Consider the following 14954-nt stretch of genomic DNA (forward strand, 5'->3'; position numbering starts at 1 on the left):
TCGCATCCCCATCCGCGAACGCACCCACACCGACACACCCGCCAACGAGAACACCGACACGGAGGGCGAACATTGCCAACTGCGTTGGGGGCGTAATCGGCCCGCCCTGCGGGATTCCGGTCACCTCGCGCCGCACCACACCATCGCTCATCACCCCTGCCCGCAGCATCGCGCGCAAGAGTTTGAGTACGGCCTGGTCGCTGACGCGTTCCTCGACTGCCTGCATCAACTTTTCGTGCGGAATCGCCGAAAAGCAGTCGGCGATATCGGTTTCCACCACCCAGCGCCGACCCCGCCAGGACTCGTCCACGAGGACTTGCAGGGCATCGTGCGGACTGCGTTTCGGGCGGAACCCGAACGAGCAGTCCAACATGCCGGCTTCGAAGACCGGCTCGAGCACGATCCTGCACGCCGATTGCACGATCCGGTCACGAACAGCGGGAATCGATAGCGGCCGTTACTCTTTCACGCCCGGCTTGGGAATCCACACCCGGCGCATCGGCAACGGCCGATACGTCCCCGCCCGCAACTCGGCGGCCAGCTCGTCGAGCAGCCGTTCGACTCCGTACTCCTCGACCTCCGCAAGGGTGGTCTTGTCGATACCCGGTGCACCGCTGTTGCGCCGCACCGTGACCCACGCATGCCACAGGACATCTCTGCGGAAGACCTTGTCCCGTAACGCATGAAACCGTCGCCGGGGATCGGCCTTGGCCGCCCGGTAAAGCGCACGCTGCAAAGCCCGAACCGGGTCCATCACCGACCCCGACGTGGCGGAACTAGCCTTCAACGGCACTCACCAGGCCCCTCTCCATCAGTCATGACGCATCGACGAAGCAGCGGCCCTTCCCTCACCGGCGGTTCTGTTGTCCGCTCGGCTCAATCAGTACTACGACCGCCTCCGACGCCCACCCGGCCAGCAATCCATTTCCCGAGGTCATCGGTTATAGGACGCCACGCTCCGGCAACACGATTCCGCAGGTCACCGGGCCGGGGAGGACCTCACCAGTTCCCGCCGCCACTATCCGAACGTTCCGCGCCCCATACGCCGGGGAGTCCTTCAGCGTCTGCACTTCCAGGTCTTCGACGCCTTCCATGGCCTTCACCGTGATTTCGGCGGCTCGGCACTCCCTACACCCGCCCTCTCGGACGGACCTCTAACAACGCCGCAGGCTTCGCTTCATACTGCGGACCGCTCGGTTGCTCTCCCTCACAGCACTTCTGACGCTGGGCTTCGACCCCGCAGGCTTCCCCACGAAACCGCCAGCCTGCTACCGGGCCTCCTGGCAGCTACCCGGACCGCCGCCCTCTCCTGCGCCGCCGATCTGCATCACGCCGGAAATGACACACTGGTGGTTCAGGCATGGCGTATGTACGGCCTGTTCCTGTGTGCCGGGCTGTTCGCGGTGCTGGCGCGCCGGCCTGACGGCAACGGCGCGATTTGGGCGCTGACGATCGCGAACAAGCTCGCGCTGACGGTGACCGCGATCTACTTTCTCGGCAAGGGCGGTGTCGCGGAAGCGGGCAAAACCGTTGCGTGGGACGGCGGATTGACCCTCACACTGATTGCCGCGTTCCTCTTGTGCGCTCTCGGCGCCCGCGCGCGTCAGGAGCCGGCCGCGGCCAATACCCGCCACGTCTGGTCGACATAGGAATCCCAGGCACCGGGGTCCGCCGGCAGGGCGCCGCGCGCCGTCCGCCACAGCTGTCCCATGCCCAGATACGCCGAATAGGCCAGCGTCGCGCGGTTCCGGGCCGCCTCGTCGCCGAAGCCCAGCCGGGTGAACAGCTCGGCCAAGTAGTCGATGCGACGGTTGGTGACTCGGGTCAAGACCGGCTCGACGAGCGGGTCGTTGCAACCCGCCAACACGACCGCAAGGTTCGCCTCTGGATGCGCCAGCGCGGTTCCCAGCAGGGTCCGCAGGCCGACGGCCGGGTCCGGCTCGGCCGACACCAGTGCGATCACGACGTCGGTCTCGTCGTGTTCCCAGCGTTCCAGGGCCGCCCGCAGTAACTCGTCCCGATTCGCGAAATGCCAGTAGGCGCTGCCTTTTGTCGCTCCGAGCCGGGCGGCGAGCGGTTCGATGGCGACCGTGCTCACGCCGCCTTCGGCCAGTGCGGCAAGTGCGGCAGCAGTCCAATCGTCTCGGCCGAGTCGTCGCCTCTTCTCCGTCACGGCTCCATACGGTACCGTATGGATTGCACAATACGGCACCGTATGGAACATGGGTGAGTCGATGATCCGGAATATCCACCAGCGCGAACTGCCAGTCCCCGCACAAGAGGTGGGAGCCCTGCTCGACACCGTCGCCGAGCCCGGCAATCCACTGTGGCCCGCCGATCACTGGCCCGCCCTGGTGCTGGATCGGCCTCTGCAGGTCGGCGCCGACGGCGGCCACGGCACCATCCACTACAGCTGCACCGCCTACGAACCCGGACGCGCAGTCGAATTCACCTTCGCACCGAGCATGCCGTTCACCGGCACGCACACCTTCGAGATCATCGATCGCGGCGAACGTGGTTGCGTTGTCAGGCATCTCGTCGTCGCGCGGGCCACCGAGGTACGCGGGTGGCTCCTGTGGACCTTCGCCATCCGCTGGCTGCACGACGCCGTGCTCGAGGAACTGCTCGACCGCGCGGCAACCACGGTGGGGCATCCGCCGACCGAACCCGCCCGGTGGTCACCCTGGGTGCGGATGCTGCGAACGTCGCTCGACCGAGTCCGCCCGGCAGTTCCGGTCGGCTGATCGGCCGATCAAGGGTGAGCTCGGCAGAGCGCGGCTTCGGCGCCCGCGGTGGCGCCCGGGCCGATTGGCCGCCGCGGCGGCATCTTCGCCCGCGGCCAGCTCGCGGCGACCGCGCCGGTATCCGGTCGACCTAATGTTGCCTGGTCGAGGCTGCTGTTCGGGAACCGATGAGTTTGGGTGGCACACCTCGTCTTCAGAGGTATGACGACTCGAACTCTCGATCACGCAGGCGCTCACATCGTGTACGACGTGCATGGGACACTTCCCCCGGCCGACGGCCGTCCACCGTTGATGATGATCGGGCAGCCCATGTGCGCCGACGGATTCGCGGCGCTGGTCGCGCAGTCTCCCGATCGGACCGTAATCACTTACGACCCAAGGGGTTTGGGGCGCAGCACGCGCACCGACGGCCGGGACGACAATGTGCCCGAGGTGCAGGCGGACGATATTCACGCGGTGATCCAGGTGCTGGAGGCCGGGCCAGTCGAGATGTTCGCCAGCAGCGGCGGGGCGGTGACGTCGCTCGCCCTCATCGCGGCCCACCCCGAGGACGTGTCCACACTGGTCGCGCACGAGCCGCCGGCCGCCACCACGCTCCCCGACGCCGCGGCCGCCGAGCGGGCCCTGGCGGATATGCGCGCCGCGTACCAGGCCAAGGGCGTGGGCGCGGGCATGGCGGCGTTCATGGCCCTGACGATGTGGCAGGGCGAGTTCACCGATGCCTTCTTCGCCCAGCCCCCGGCCGATCCCGCCCAGTTCGGCATGCCGACAGCCGATGACGGCTCCCGCAACGATCCGCTGCTGAGTGAGCGTTCGGTCGCCGTCACCGCGTACCGGCCCGATGTCGCCGCCCTGACCGCGGCGCCGACCCGGATCGTGATCGCCGTCGGCGAAGAGTCCGCGGGCACCTTCACCGCACGCACGACCGCGGCCGTCGCGGCGCTACTCGGGCAGGAGCCGACCGTATTCCCGAGCCACCACGGCGGTTTCGTCGGACCGGAGATGGGATATCCGGGGCAGCCCGAGGCGTTCGGCAAGCGGCTCCGCGAGGTGCTGGGGGCCAGCTAGTGCAGCGTCAAGCAACGTTCGGTAGGTAATCCGGGTGTCGGATCTTGGAGCCGACAGCGAACTCGCACTCGATCTCCACACCGAGAACGGCCAGCCCAGGTCACGGGGGCAGCACCGGGCGATCTGACAGATCCGATCACGTATCGCTCGATCGGTCTTCGCCGGCCTGCCCCCGTTCCATTTTGAGTCGAGTGCCTCGAATCCGTGGGCGTTGAAGTCGTGGATCACTTGCCGCACATAGCCTTCCGACACCTGCATCAGCTTCGCGATCAAGCCGACCGGCTGTCGATCAACCCGCCACCCCGGCGATTACCGCATCCACCTTCCTGAACGAGGCACTAGGATGCCTGCGAGGGTAAGTGAATCGACCACGTAAGGCGGTGCGAACACATGGTGACCCAGCACGACGAACACCGATCCCTGTACCTGTCATATCTCGAGTACTGCAATGAGCACAATTTTGATCGAATGGCGTCATTTTATACATCGACCATCAAAGTCGATGACGCCCCTATGGATCCAGCCGCTGTTACGGCACAATTCTCGCCGCTTATCTCCGCATTTCCTGACTGGCATTGGGAGATGCGGCACCTCGTTGTCGACGGCAACTATATCGCGGCGCACTTCACGGTAACCGGTACTCACCAGGGGGATTTCCAGGGAGTTGAGGCGACCGGCCGTCGGGTGACTATTTCGGAGTTCACTCTTTATCACCTCGAAGACGGCAAGTTCGCCGAGGTCTGGGACTACACCGATATGGACGCGTTAATGAGGCAAATCGGGCAAGGCGAGGCACCGCTGACGGCCCCCGCTGGCGAAGCCGGCACCGCAGACAGCTGACTTCGCTCCCGCCACGGCGAGCCAGACCCACGACTCATGTGTTTCAATTTCGGATGGCGTCGGGTCGGGGCGGCACTGCGGCCGTCGGACGCCGGTGTTTGGTTTGACTCCATCTCCTGGAAGGCAGGCCGATGACCCCCACCACACCCTCGTTCTTCGAGGCGCAACTTCCCGCCCTGTTGAGCAGCGGAAGAGACGCACCGGCGTTTTGGATGCTCGATCTGCTGTGGATTCCGCTACTGGAGGCCCATCAAACTGGGGGCGTATTTTCGGTCACCGAGCAGTGGATGCCGAAAGACTCTGGGGCACATACCAAGCACGTGCACAATGTCGACGAGTGGTTTTACGTCCTCGACGGCACCGTCGACTTCGAGCTCGAGGGCGAAACGTCGTCGGGGCAAGATGGCGACTCTCTGTGGATTCCTCGGGGCACCGTGCACAGTTTCAACGTCACGAGCGATGTATGCCGCGTGCTCAACGGCTATACCCCGGCCGGTTTCGAGCAGGTGATCAAGGGGCTCGCGAGACCGGCACCGAAGCGTGAGCTTCCCCCGAGAACTGAAGAGCCGGCGGCAGAAGACATCGCGGCAGCACAATTCCTGTTCAGCAACTACTGGACCGCACGAGCCGACGATCCCTGGGCGAAATTCTTCGTCAGCTGATCCCGCGCCCGGTGTTCAGTCATTCTGCTGACGCCTACTGACTCACCGCCCAACAGACCGGAAACCCTCGCGCAAGCAATATCATCGCTATATGACGATGCAATCGACGGATCTCGGATCGCGTCGAGTGGAGCTCGCTCCGGCAGCGGCGTTGTTCCGGTCGTTGGGCGATCCGGCGCGGCTGGCGATCGTGCACCGGCTGGCCGCGGGACCCGCCCGGGTGGTCGATCTGGTCGACGTGCTGGGCCCGGCCCAGTCGACGGTGTCGAAACATCTTTCCTGCCTGCGTGATTGCGGACTGACGACCTGCGCAATCGGCCGTGAGTCAGTTGCGCATGACCTGCAGTGCGGACTTTTCCAGGCGGTCGGCGATTTCCACGTACGAGGAATAGCCCACGCCCGCGCGGACCAGAGCGCCCGCGTACAGCAATTCCAGGGTTTCCACGATATCGAGATCGGCGTCGGGGCCGAGGGCGTCCATCAGGCGCTTGCGGATCTCGATGCCTATGCGGGTACGCAGGTGCGCGACATCCGGGTCCGTGCCCAGCAGGGCGCTGGTGACCGCCCCGGCCAGGGCGGGTTCGTCGGCCACGAGCATCGCGATCTGGCGCAGGACCGCGACCACGCGCGCGGCGGGATCGGCGGAGTCGGTGAGCGGGGCTTGGGTCGCGGCGAGCCGGCGCCAGAACACCTCGGCGACAAGGTGTTCCTTCGAGGAGAAGTAGGTGTAGGCCGTGGCTGTGCCGACGCCGGCGGCCGCGGCGACCATGCGCACCGTGAGCCCCGCGAACCCCTCGCGGGAGAGCACATCGAGTGCCGCCCTGGTCAGCCTGTCGACCGTATCCGCCTGCTTCTCGGTGAGACGGCGGCGCGTGGCCTCCATATTCACCGGGGCCGGGTCGATGGAAAGGGGATCGGACACGTGTCTGGATGCTACTATGGGTCGGCTTCGAGAGCAACTCGCACCGCCGCGGCAATCCACGGGCGAGGTGACGGCAGAAAGGTTCCGCGCTGATGACTCGCGCCGATTCGGTGATTTCCACGGATACCACACGATTGTTCGAGATTGCCGAGCAAACAACTGGTTTCATGCCGCTGGAGGAGGGCCGGGCGCTGTACGAGGCCGCGCTGCGCTACGCCGGCGACGGGATAATCACCGAAATCGGCACGTACTGCGGGAAATCCTCGATCTATCTCGGCGCCGCCGCGCGGGAAACCGGTGCGGTCGTTTACACGATCGACCACCACCACGGCTCCGAGGAGCATCAGGTGGGCTGGGAATATCACGACAGCTCGCTGGTCGATCCCGAGACCGGACGCTTCGACACGGTCACCGAATTCCGCCGCGCGATCGTCCGAGCGGGGTTGCAGGACACGGTGATCGGCGTGCTCGGCTCGTCGGCCACCGTTGCCCGCATGTGGCGCACGCCGATTCGCCTGCTGTTCATCGACGGCGGGCACACCGAGGAAGCGGCCCAGCGCGATTACGACAACTGGGCACTCTGGGTGGCGGCGGGCGGCGCACTGGCGATCCACGATGTCTTTCCCGACCCCGCCGACGGCGGTCAGGCTCCGTACAATATCTACCGAAAAGCGTTGGACGGTGGGAAGTTCCGTGAGGTGTCGGTGACCGGGTCGCTGCGCATCCTCGAACGGAGCGCTGGGTGCGGCGGCCGAGCCTGAGCTGATCGCTCAGGCGAAACCCCTTCGTTCACAGGCAAATTCGGCCACCTCAGGCTGCCCACTGTGGCATCCCAGCGGTCGCTGAATTGTAGTGTCTCGAAAGTCGTGGCATCTGCCGATTGATCCACCTGGGCCTTTCCGATGTCTCACGCTCTGGCCCGTGCGGTCTGTCTAATTACAGGAACGTCGAGTACCCGTGAGCGAGCGGCGGCATGGTGTCGGACGCCGACCACGTCTCCTCGACGTAGGCGTGGAAGGTGCGCGCAGGCTGTCCGGTCAGGTGCTCGGTTCACATACCCGGCCGGACGGTTCGGGGCCCGCATGTACTCACGGTGCTCGGCGAGCGTGCCGTCAACGTGACGAACCGGGTTGCCGCTGGCGTTGCCGATGGCCTCGGCGACGTCGCCGAACGAGACTGCCTCCGGGCCGGTGATGGCATAAGTTCTGCCGTCGTGGCCGGGATTCGCGAAGACCGCTGTCGTGGCCGCCGCCAGGTCGCGTGTGCCGGTCACCCGTTGTAGCGAGCCACAAGGAATTTGTCGCCCTGCGTCGGATCCGCTGTGGAGCCAGCCACGACGATCTTGCCGTCGTGCTGGACGGCCACCGCGTTGGCACTGTTTGCCTTGGTACCCGGGTTGGTGGAGACCTTGCCACCATCGCCGAAACCGGCGTCGAGCTTCCCATCGCTGGTGTAACGAGCCAAGGCGATATTGTCGCCGGTTGCCGTGCCGGTGCTGGTACCGGCGGCGACCAGCTTGCCAACGGGGGTGAGCGCCAGGCCGTAGGCAACGGCGGCCTTACCGCCGAAATCCGTCGAGACCTTCCCGTTCTCACCGAAGTCGGTGTCCTGCTGGCCGGAGGAGGTGTAGCGGACGAGCACGAATTTGTCGCCCCGCACCGGATCCTGTGTGGACCCCGCGACCACGATCTTGTCATCGGAATCGATCACGACGGCTTTGGCATGATCGGCCCGGGTGCCCAGATCCGCGGAGATCTTGCCGCCGAGGGCAAAACCGGCGTCGAGCCTACCGTCGGCGAAATAGCGGGCCAGGGCGATATCGTCACCGGTGGCGGTGCCGTGGCTGGTGCCCGCGGCCACAAACCCGCCGTCCGGTTCGATTGCCACGCCATTGGCGATGTCGTCCTTACCGCCGAAATCCGTCGAGACCTTGCCGCCGTCGCCGAAACCGGCGTCGAGCTTGCCGTCGGTCGTGTAACGGACGAGCAGGAAGTTGTCGCTCTGGACCGGATCGCGGGTGGAGCCCGCGACCACGATCTTGCCGTCGGGCTGCAGGACAACGGCGTTGGCGTGATCGGCTCGGGTACCCAGGTCGGTGGAAACCTTGCCGCCGTCGCCGAAACCGGTGTCAAGTTTGCCGTCGCTGGTGTAGCGAGCGAGGGCGATGGTGTCGCCGGTGGTGGTCGCGTGGCTGGTGCCCGCAGCAACGATCTTGCCGTCCGGCCCGATGGCGACGGCGTTGGCGACATCGGCCTTGCCGCCGAAATCCGTCGATACCTTCCCGCCGTCGCCGAAACCGGCGTCGAGCTTGCCATCGGCGGTGTAACGGATGACGGCAAAATTGTCACCCTGCGTCGAATCCCGCGCCGAGCCCGCCGCGACGATCTTGCCGTCCGGCTGCATCACCACCGCCCGGGCATAGTCGGCGCCGGAGCCGAGATCGGCGGACACCTTGCCATCGGAACCGAACCCGAAATCGAGCGTACCTGCCGCCCCGGACGTCTGGTGCGAGCACGATGCGACCGCTAGCGCGGTGATCACACCGAAACCCAAGCGGCGCAGTGTCTTCCCGGTCGATCTCGATCGTGTTGCACACAATATCCCAGCCACCTTTCGCTTCGAACGATGAGGACGGCAGAGCGGTAGTTCGGCAACTGATTTTCCCTCTCGACCGAACCTTCAATCAACTCGGGGTGCCTCCATGTCAGGTAGCGCCGCGGCCCCGGGTCGATCCTCAGACCTCAGCACACATTCATGGCCCACATCTACGTCCAGTCTGCAGCTTTCCTGCAGCCCAACACGAAAACCCATGCATCCAAGTGTATTTCACCCCGAATTCGGCGTCCTGGATGGTGGAGATCGTTTACCCGTGAGGTCCCTCCCGGAGGAGCGCGGCCGAGATCGCGGCCCGAACGCTCGCCCTCCCTGACGCTCAGAGCGTCAAGGATCTCACCGGGCTGCTGACCTCGGCGGGGGAGCGCTGAGTTCGGACAGTTACCGCTCCCGGACTGCGTAGGTCAGGTGGGTCACCCGTTGCGTCGGCTGCGCCCTGACCTGCTCCAGGGCCACGCGGCCCGCGTCCACGCCCTCGAACAGGCGGATTCCGGAGCCGAACAGCACGGGGGAGAGCGCGATCGTGAACTCGTCGATCAGGCAGGCGTTCACGTACTCCAGGATCGTTGCGCCGCCGCCCGCGATGCGGACGTCTCGGTCGCCGGCGGCCTCGCGGGCCTGGTCGAGCGCGGTCTCGATGCCGTCGTTGACGAAGTGGAAGGTGGTCCCACCCGGCCGCTCCCAGGGGTCACGCTTCTCGTGCGTCACGACGAAGACCGGCGTGTGGAACGGCGCCTCCTCCGGCCACGCTCGCTCGCCGGCGTCGAACATGCGCTTGCCCATCACGCTCGCGCCGGTGCGCTCGAACGTCTCCCGCACGATGTCGTTGTCGAGCCCTTCCTCGCCGCCCTCGCCAAGCTTCAGGCTCTCCCGGAAGTACCGCTGCGGGAATATCCACTGCTGCAGTTCCATCCACTGCTGCCCCATCAGGTCCTCGGGGGACTCGGGCGCGATAAAGCCGTCCAGCGACATCGACACACTGAAGAACACTTTCCCGGCCATCAGCGGCTCTCCTTCTTGGTGATCTCGGCGACGTAGGCCGCCAGGTTGCTCAGCGTCTGCTCGCCGCCCTCGACCGCGTGGTACTTCTCCACGGCCTGGTCGCGCAGTTCTTTGGTGGGGAAGACCGTGCGCATCTCGATCCGGGTCGCCGCGCCGTCGGGCGCGAACGTCAAGACCGACTCGAAGGCGTTCGGGTCGCCGCGGGTCTCACCGTGCAGCAGCGCGATCCGCTCCGGCGGGGTGATCTCGGTCCAGGAGATCCACTCCTGGTAGTCCGTCCCGTCCGGTCCGTGCATCACGAAGTCCCACTCCCCGCCGACGCGGAACTCGAACGCCGCCGTGGTGGTGGTGAACCCCTCCGGTCCCCACCACCGCGACAGGTGCCGGACTTCGGTGAACGCCTCGAACACCAGCTCCCGTGGGGCACTGATGAGCCGGGAGATCACTATCTCGCGGTCGGTCGTCGCGGACTGCGCCGGCGCGTCCCGTCTTGTCGCTGCCATCGGTCACTCCTCCTGCCTTGCCTGCTCGAAGCCCTGCACGTACTCGTCCAGCCGGTCGAAGCTCTCGTTCCAGAACCGCTCGAACCCGCCGGTCCACTCGTGAACCGGCCGCAGCCCGCGGGCGTCGAGGCCGTACAGGCGTTGCTTGCCTGCCTTGCGGTCCCGCACCAATCCGACATCCCGGAGCACCCGCAGGTGTTTGGACGCCCCCGGCTGGGTCATCCCCAGCTCCTGGGCCAGCTCGGTCACCGGCCGCTCACCCGCCCGCAACAGCACCAGGATCTCCCGGCGCTGCGGCTCGGCGATCGCGTTGAAGACGTCCGACGTCGTCGCTGCTCGTGCCATGAGGCTCGATCATATTCCCATATCGGTATGCGTCAAGCCGGAGGAACCAGACGGGTCTTGTCAGATGACGATCGTGACCCTTGTCAGCGGCTGCGCGGAAACGCGTATCCCGGAGACGGCACGCGTGACGTCGGCGGCCGAGGGGGTCAGGCTCCGTACCATATTTGCCGAAAGGCGTTGGACGGCGGGAAGTTCCGTGAGGTCTCGGTCACCGGGTCGCTGCGCATCCTCGAGCGAAGCGCTGGCTGTGGCGGTCGCGCCTGAGCCGATCGCTCAGGCGAAATCTCATAGGCCCGATCATCTCCTCTTGCGGGTTGTCCGCGGGTTCTGCGCTCAATACCGTTCCCCTGTTCGCTCGGAGCCCTCCGCGTCGGGGTAGCGGATGCGCTGCCCGTTCGCGTCGTAGGCGGGTCGGCCCTGGGCGTCGCGCCATGCACCAGTGTCGGGGTCGATGGTCCAGCCCGCGAATTCAGTGCCCACCAGGTCATCTGCTTCCGGCCCCTCAGACATCGTTGATCTCGGTGTAGCGAGCTCAACGTGGGTCTTCGCCGCGAAACCGCGTCAAGCTGGCTAGTCGCCGCGACCGCCGGGCTGTGGCACCTTCGCCAGTTCCGGGCAAACCCACCGATCAGTTCTGTCTCTTCTCTGGCGTCGCCTCGGTCACGATCGCACCGGCTAAGTTTGCGCTGGTCAGGTTCGCCTCGGTGAGAATTGCGCCAGTCAGGTTAGTACCGCTGAGGTTGGCACCGTCCAGGCACGCTTCCGCCGGATCCGCCATTTGGCCTGCCGATCAATAGCGGGGAGCCGAAAGGGCTTGTTCTGAGCCAACTCCCGAATGCCGGCAGCAGCCTTGGGGCAATCCGCCAATCCGATGCGAATCCCGCGCACCGAGTCGCCCGCAGCGGGTTCCTATCGTTGCGCAGCAGCCATTGGCGCGCAGCCGATCTCGGCAAGTTCGGCGGCGCCGCGGGCGGCCTGCGCAGCACCGGCAAGTACCCGGGTCCGGGCGGCCTGGTAGCGGCAGCTTGCGGCGTCGAAAGCGGCCGCCGTGGCAAGCACGAGATCCTGGTCGCCGTCGAGCACTGCCCCGGCGCGTGCCACGATGGCACTGGCAATGGGATTGCCCGTCACGACAATTCGGGCTTCGGCTAGGCGGTCCACCGCTTCGGTGCGCCCGGCCAGGACGGCGGCTTCGGCGCGCAGCGCGACGTACCAGTGCAGCCAGATCCAGGTGACCGAACGCCAGACCTCGCCGGGGGCGGGCTCCATCCGCTCCAGCGCGGCGCGCGCATAGCCGTCGTGCAGCAGGACCATGGCGTTGAAGACCGCACCGTAGCCTTGCGTGCGCTCGGGACCGCCACCAAGCTGAGACAGAATCGCACTCCAGACGACGTAGGCGTCGCGATCCCCGCGCAGGCCGTGCACCATCGCGACCGCCGCCACCGCCGGACCGAGAACTGAATGATCGGGGCTGCCCGCCCGCCGCCATGCTTCGAGGAACCGCTCGCTGTGCGCGAGTACCGCTGCGACATTGCCAAGCAACGCATCGGTCACTAACAGCCAGCTCGTGGCGCGATGGCCGACCTCGGCCAGCAGCGGATGATCCGCGAGCTGCTGCGCCCAACGGCGAGCGTCGTGCAGATCGCCGGTGCCGAGGCTGGCCTCGACCGCCTCGCCGAGCGCTTCGACCAGCTCATGGGTGCCTGCCGGGGTAGCAGAGACATTGTGCAGCAACGCTACCCGTCGTCGGGCGGTGGCCGCGGCGGCGAAGGTGTCACCCACCCAACTCTGCGCGCCCGCCAAGGTGTCGAGCGCGGCGGATTCGGCGAGCGGATCTCCGGTGCGGTGCGCGAGCTCGACCGCCCGCTCGGCGACGGCAATCGTCTCGGATGCGGCATCGCCCAGTGGGTCATTGGCCGCGAAGGCCGCGGTCAGCGTCTGCCCGGCCGCGGCCAGTGCCACCGCCGCTCGAGCGGCTGGATCCGTTCCTGACAGCTCCCGCGCCTCGGCAATGAGCATGTCCGCCTCGTCCGGCGCCAGGCCGCGGACGAATTTGGTGGCGAACCGGTAGGCGGTGGCGACGGCCGTCGCCAGGTCGTGGGCGGCGCCCGCATTGTTCCCGGCCGCCCGGGCAGCATCGGCGGCCGCGCGGTAGCAGCGGTACATGTCGTCGCCGCGCAATTGGCATCCGGCTACCGCCGCCGCGTCGCGCAGCATGGCGTTGGCGACGGCCGGGTCATCGACGAGACCGGCCGCTTGCTCGTAACGCCATAGGGATTCGCCGAGGAGGTGCCTGCCGAACAACAGTCGCGCCAGGTGTTGGGCCAGGCGAGCGGCATCCGCACGCTGCCCAGGCCGGTCGGCTGCCCAGGCCAGCGCGGCGCGGAAATCATCCGCCACGGCGTCGAATTGAGTCCGCCAGTCAACCTGCACGGTGGACAGCTCGGCGGCCTGGCGCAGGCACCACTGCAAATGTCGCGACCGGATATCGTCCAGCTCACCGGCGTTGGCGAGCTGCTCCACGCCGTACTGGCGAATCGTTTCCAGCGCGCGGTATTCGATTCCATGTGCTGCCGGGGTCGCGGCAAGCAGGCTCTGCTCCACCAGCCGAGCCAATCCGTCGGCGACGACTCCCTTTTCGGACCCGACGACCTCCGCCGCCGCCGCGACCGAGAACGACTTCATGAACACCGACACCCGACGCAACACGACACGGTCGGCCGAATCCAGCAGGGTGTGGCTCCAATCCAGCGCCGCCCGCACCGACCGGTGCCGGTCTTGTTCCCGGGCGCCGCCCGCGAGCATTCGCAGCTGATCGGCGAGACCGGCGGTGAGGCCGTCCAGCCCGAGTGTGGTCCAGCGGGCGGCGGCCAGCTCAATCGCCAGCGCCACACCATCGAGCCGGGCACAGAACTCGGCAACCTGATCTCGCAGCGCGTGATTCGGCGGCCAGCCGCTCGCGGCGGCGCGGTCCATGAACAGATCGACCGCGTCCGACCCGCCCGCACCGGCCAGCGACATCGGCGGCACGACATAGACCCGTTCGAACGGCACCATGAGCCGGGCCCGACTGGTCGCCAGCACCGATACCCCAGGGCAGGCGGCAAGTAGCCGTTCGACGAAGGGCGCTACCCCCGCGCGCACATGCTCACAGTTGTCCAACACCACCAGCGCATGCCGATCGGCCAGTGCAGCCAACACTGACTCGTCGATCCCTCGACCAGGCTGCTCGCCGAGACCCAAGGCGAGCGCGGCGGTGCCTGCGACGGCGCGCACGTCGGAATTGGTGATCGGAACCAGATCGACGAACCACACCCCATCGGCATAGTCGCCGGCCAGTTGGGCCGCGACCGCCAATGCCAGCCGGGTTTTGCCCACCCCGCCCGGGCCCACCGCACTGACCTGGCGGTGCTGCCCGAGCAATTCGGCCAACTCGGCCCGCTCCCGAGTCCGGCCGATGAAGGAGGTCAGCGGAGCAGGCAGCACCGGCGTCGTCGGATGCGACCGGTCCGCACGAACAGACGATGCGGCGCGCTGCGCGAGCGCACGTCGGTCCGGCACCTCCAATTTGCGCAGCAACGAGGAGACATGGCTCTCCACCGTGCGGACCGAGATAAACAGGCGGGCGCCGATCTCGGCATTGCTCAGGTGCTCCCCGACCAGTTCCAGCACCTCGGCCTCCCGAGCCGAAATGTCTACCGTCGCCGCCACGCCACCCAGTGTGCCGTACCCGCCCCGGATCCGGGATCCGTGGTGCGATCCGTGGTCGGCACGGATGTGTGCAGGCCCTTCCCGCAGCGATGCTGAAAGCACACCCGGCCAAGCCGAAACCACGCCGGGGTCAACGCGAACGACAGCGGCAGGAGCGAATGTGACCAGCAGTTCTACTCAGGGGATCAAGACGGTGCTGCATCCGGTGACCGACCTCGCCGCCGCCAAGGCGGTGTACGCCGCCCTGCTCGGTATGCCGCCACAAACAGACTCGCCTTTCTACGTCGGCTTCGACGCCGAAGGCCAGCACATCGGCCTGGTGCCGAACGGTGGTCCGCAAGCCATGGCCACGCCAGTGGCCTACTGGCATGTGCCCGACATCGAGGCGACGCTCGCCGCCGTGACCGCCGCAGGGGCCACCGTGCAGGAAGCCGTGCACAACGTCGGCGGCGGCCGCCAAGTCGCCACCGTCACCGATCCCGACGGCAATGTCCTCGGACTCATTCAAGACAACTGACTCGCATCCATCCCATCGAAGGGGAAC

At 66.7% G+C, this 14954-nt stretch carries 18 protein-coding genes and 2 pseudogenes; 8 read left to right on the forward strand and 12 right to left on the reverse strand.

What is annotated here, in order from left to right; all coding sequences use genetic code 11:
* A partial coding sequence (locus ABH933_RS04415) for a reverse transcriptase domain-containing protein (protein ID WP_429454918.1) occupies positions 1-421 on the reverse strand: 421 nt, incomplete at its 3' end.
* A gap of 36 nt (positions 422-457) precedes the next feature.
* Complete coding sequence (locus tag ABH933_RS04420) at positions 458-736, reverse strand: hypothetical protein (RefSeq protein ID WP_429417828.1); 279 nt, start codon at positions 734-736, stop codon at positions 458-460.
* A 631-nt stretch (positions 737-1367) separates the two neighbouring features.
* Between ABH933_RS04420 and ABH933_RS04425 the strand changes: the two genes are divergently transcribed.
* Positions 1368-1649: a hypothetical protein gene (locus tag ABH933_RS04425; protein WP_429417830.1), complete on the forward strand. Its 282-nt coding sequence runs from the start codon at positions 1368-1370 to the stop codon at positions 1647-1649.
* Here the strand turns inward: ABH933_RS04425 and ABH933_RS04430 are convergent.
* Positions 1604-2173, reverse strand: coding sequence for a TetR/AcrR family transcriptional regulator (locus ABH933_RS04430; protein ID WP_429417831.1), 570 nt, complete (start codon positions 2171-2173; stop codon positions 1604-1606). The genes ABH933_RS04425 and ABH933_RS04430 overlap by 46 nt on opposite strands.
* A gap of 49 nt (positions 2174-2222) precedes the next feature.
* Here ABH933_RS04430 and ABH933_RS04435 point away from each other — a divergent pair, with 49 nt between their 5' ends.
* Entirely contained in the window at positions 2223-2744 is a 522-nt protein-coding gene (locus tag ABH933_RS04435) for an SRPBCC family protein (RefSeq protein ID WP_429417833.1), read from the forward strand.
* Positions 2745-2945: 201 nt separating this feature from the next.
* The gene (locus ABH933_RS04440; RefSeq protein ID WP_429454919.1) at positions 2946-3812 is read left to right on the forward strand and encodes an alpha/beta fold hydrolase; all 867 of its coding nucleotides are present in this window, start codon (positions 2946-2948) and stop codon (positions 3810-3812) included.
* 156 nt (positions 3813-3968) lie between these two features.
* On the opposite strand, the pseudogene ABH933_RS04445 reads toward ABH933_RS04440, so the two are convergent.
* Positions 3969-4085, reverse strand: a pseudogene (locus tag ABH933_RS04445) (helix-turn-helix domain-containing protein); the annotation flags it as partial.
* 117 nt (positions 4086-4202) lie between these two features.
* On the opposite strand from ABH933_RS04445, the gene ABH933_RS04450 reads away from it, so the two are divergent.
* The 3 genes and pseudogenes from ABH933_RS04450 to ABH933_RS04460 all read left to right on the forward strand — a co-directional run.
* The gene (locus ABH933_RS04450) at positions 4203-4652 is read left to right on the forward strand and encodes an ester cyclase (RefSeq protein WP_429417837.1); all 450 of its coding nucleotides are present in this window, start codon (positions 4203-4205) and stop codon (positions 4650-4652) included.
* Positions 4653-4783: 131 nt separating this feature from the next.
* The gene (locus tag ABH933_RS04455; RefSeq protein WP_429417839.1) at positions 4784-5314 is read left to right on the forward strand and encodes a cupin domain-containing protein; all 531 of its coding nucleotides are present in this window, start codon (positions 4784-4786) and stop codon (positions 5312-5314) included.
* Between the two features lie 91 nt (positions 5315-5405).
* A pseudogene (locus tag ABH933_RS04460) lies at positions 5406-5621 on the forward strand (ArsR/SmtB family transcription factor); the annotation flags it as partial.
* Positions 5622-5639: 18 nt separating this feature from the next.
* Here ABH933_RS04460 and ABH933_RS04465 read toward each other — a convergent pair.
* Complete coding sequence (locus ABH933_RS04465; RefSeq protein ID WP_429419148.1) at positions 5640-6203, reverse strand: TetR/AcrR family transcriptional regulator; 564 nt, start codon at positions 6201-6203, stop codon at positions 5640-5642.
* Positions 6204-6328: 125 nt separating this feature from the next.
* Here ABH933_RS04465 and ABH933_RS04470 point away from each other — a divergent pair, with 125 nt between their 5' ends.
* A complete protein-coding gene (locus ABH933_RS04470) occupies positions 6329-6997 on the forward strand; it encodes a class I SAM-dependent methyltransferase (RefSeq protein ID WP_429417841.1) in 669 nt (222 codons plus the stop codon).
* Positions 6998-7505: 508 nt separating this feature from the next.
* On the opposite strand, the gene ABH933_RS04475 is transcribed toward ABH933_RS04470, so the two are convergent.
* The 7 genes from ABH933_RS04475 to ABH933_RS04505 all read right to left on the reverse strand — a co-directional run bounded on the left by ABH933_RS04475 (position 7506) and on the right by ABH933_RS04505 (position 14410).
* Positions 7506-8687, reverse strand: a complete 1182-nt coding sequence (locus ABH933_RS04475) for a hypothetical protein (RefSeq protein WP_429417843.1) — start codon at positions 8685-8687, stop codon at positions 7506-7508.
* 543 nt (positions 8688-9230) lie between these two features.
* A complete protein-coding gene (locus tag ABH933_RS04480; protein WP_429417845.1) occupies positions 9231-9851 on the reverse strand; it encodes a dihydrofolate reductase family protein in 621 nt (206 codons plus the stop codon).
* Positions 9851-10354 (reverse strand): SRPBCC family protein, encoded by a 504-nt coding sequence (locus ABH933_RS04485; RefSeq protein ID WP_429417847.1) that lies wholly within the window; start codon positions 10352-10354, stop codon positions 9851-9853. Before ABH933_RS04485 ends, ABH933_RS04480 begins: the two co-directional genes overlap by 1 nt.
* Positions 10355-10357: 3 nt before the next feature.
* Positions 10358-10699, reverse strand: a complete 342-nt coding sequence (locus tag ABH933_RS04490) for an ArsR/SmtB family transcription factor (RefSeq protein WP_429417848.1) — start codon at positions 10697-10699, stop codon at positions 10358-10360.
* A 333-nt stretch (positions 10700-11032) separates the two neighbouring features.
* Complete coding sequence (locus tag ABH933_RS04495; RefSeq protein ID WP_429417850.1) at positions 11033-11179, reverse strand: hypothetical protein; 147 nt, start codon at positions 11177-11179, stop codon at positions 11033-11035.
* A gap of 148 nt (positions 11180-11327) precedes the next feature.
* The gene (locus ABH933_RS04500) at positions 11328-11477 is read right to left on the reverse strand and encodes a pentapeptide repeat-containing protein (RefSeq protein WP_429417852.1); all 150 of its coding nucleotides are present in this window, start codon (positions 11475-11477) and stop codon (positions 11328-11330) included.
* A gap of 131 nt (positions 11478-11608) precedes the next feature.
* On the reverse strand, positions 11609-14410 hold the full coding sequence (locus ABH933_RS04505) for an ATP-binding protein (protein WP_429417854.1): 2802 nt from the start codon (positions 14408-14410) through the stop codon (positions 11609-11611).
* Between the two features lie 160 nt (positions 14411-14570).
* Between ABH933_RS04505 and ABH933_RS04510 the strand changes: the two genes are divergently transcribed.
* On the forward strand, positions 14571-14927 hold the full coding sequence (locus ABH933_RS04510) for a VOC family protein (protein WP_429417856.1): 357 nt from the start codon (positions 14571-14573) through the stop codon (positions 14925-14927).
* Positions 14928-14954: the final 27 nt, after the last annotated feature.

Origin of the sequence: Nocardia sp. GP40 (genome assembly GCF_050434125.1) — a bacterium.
GTDB classification, from domain to species: Bacteria; Actinomycetota; Actinomycetes; order Mycobacteriales; family Mycobacteriaceae; genus Nocardia; species Nocardia albiluteola.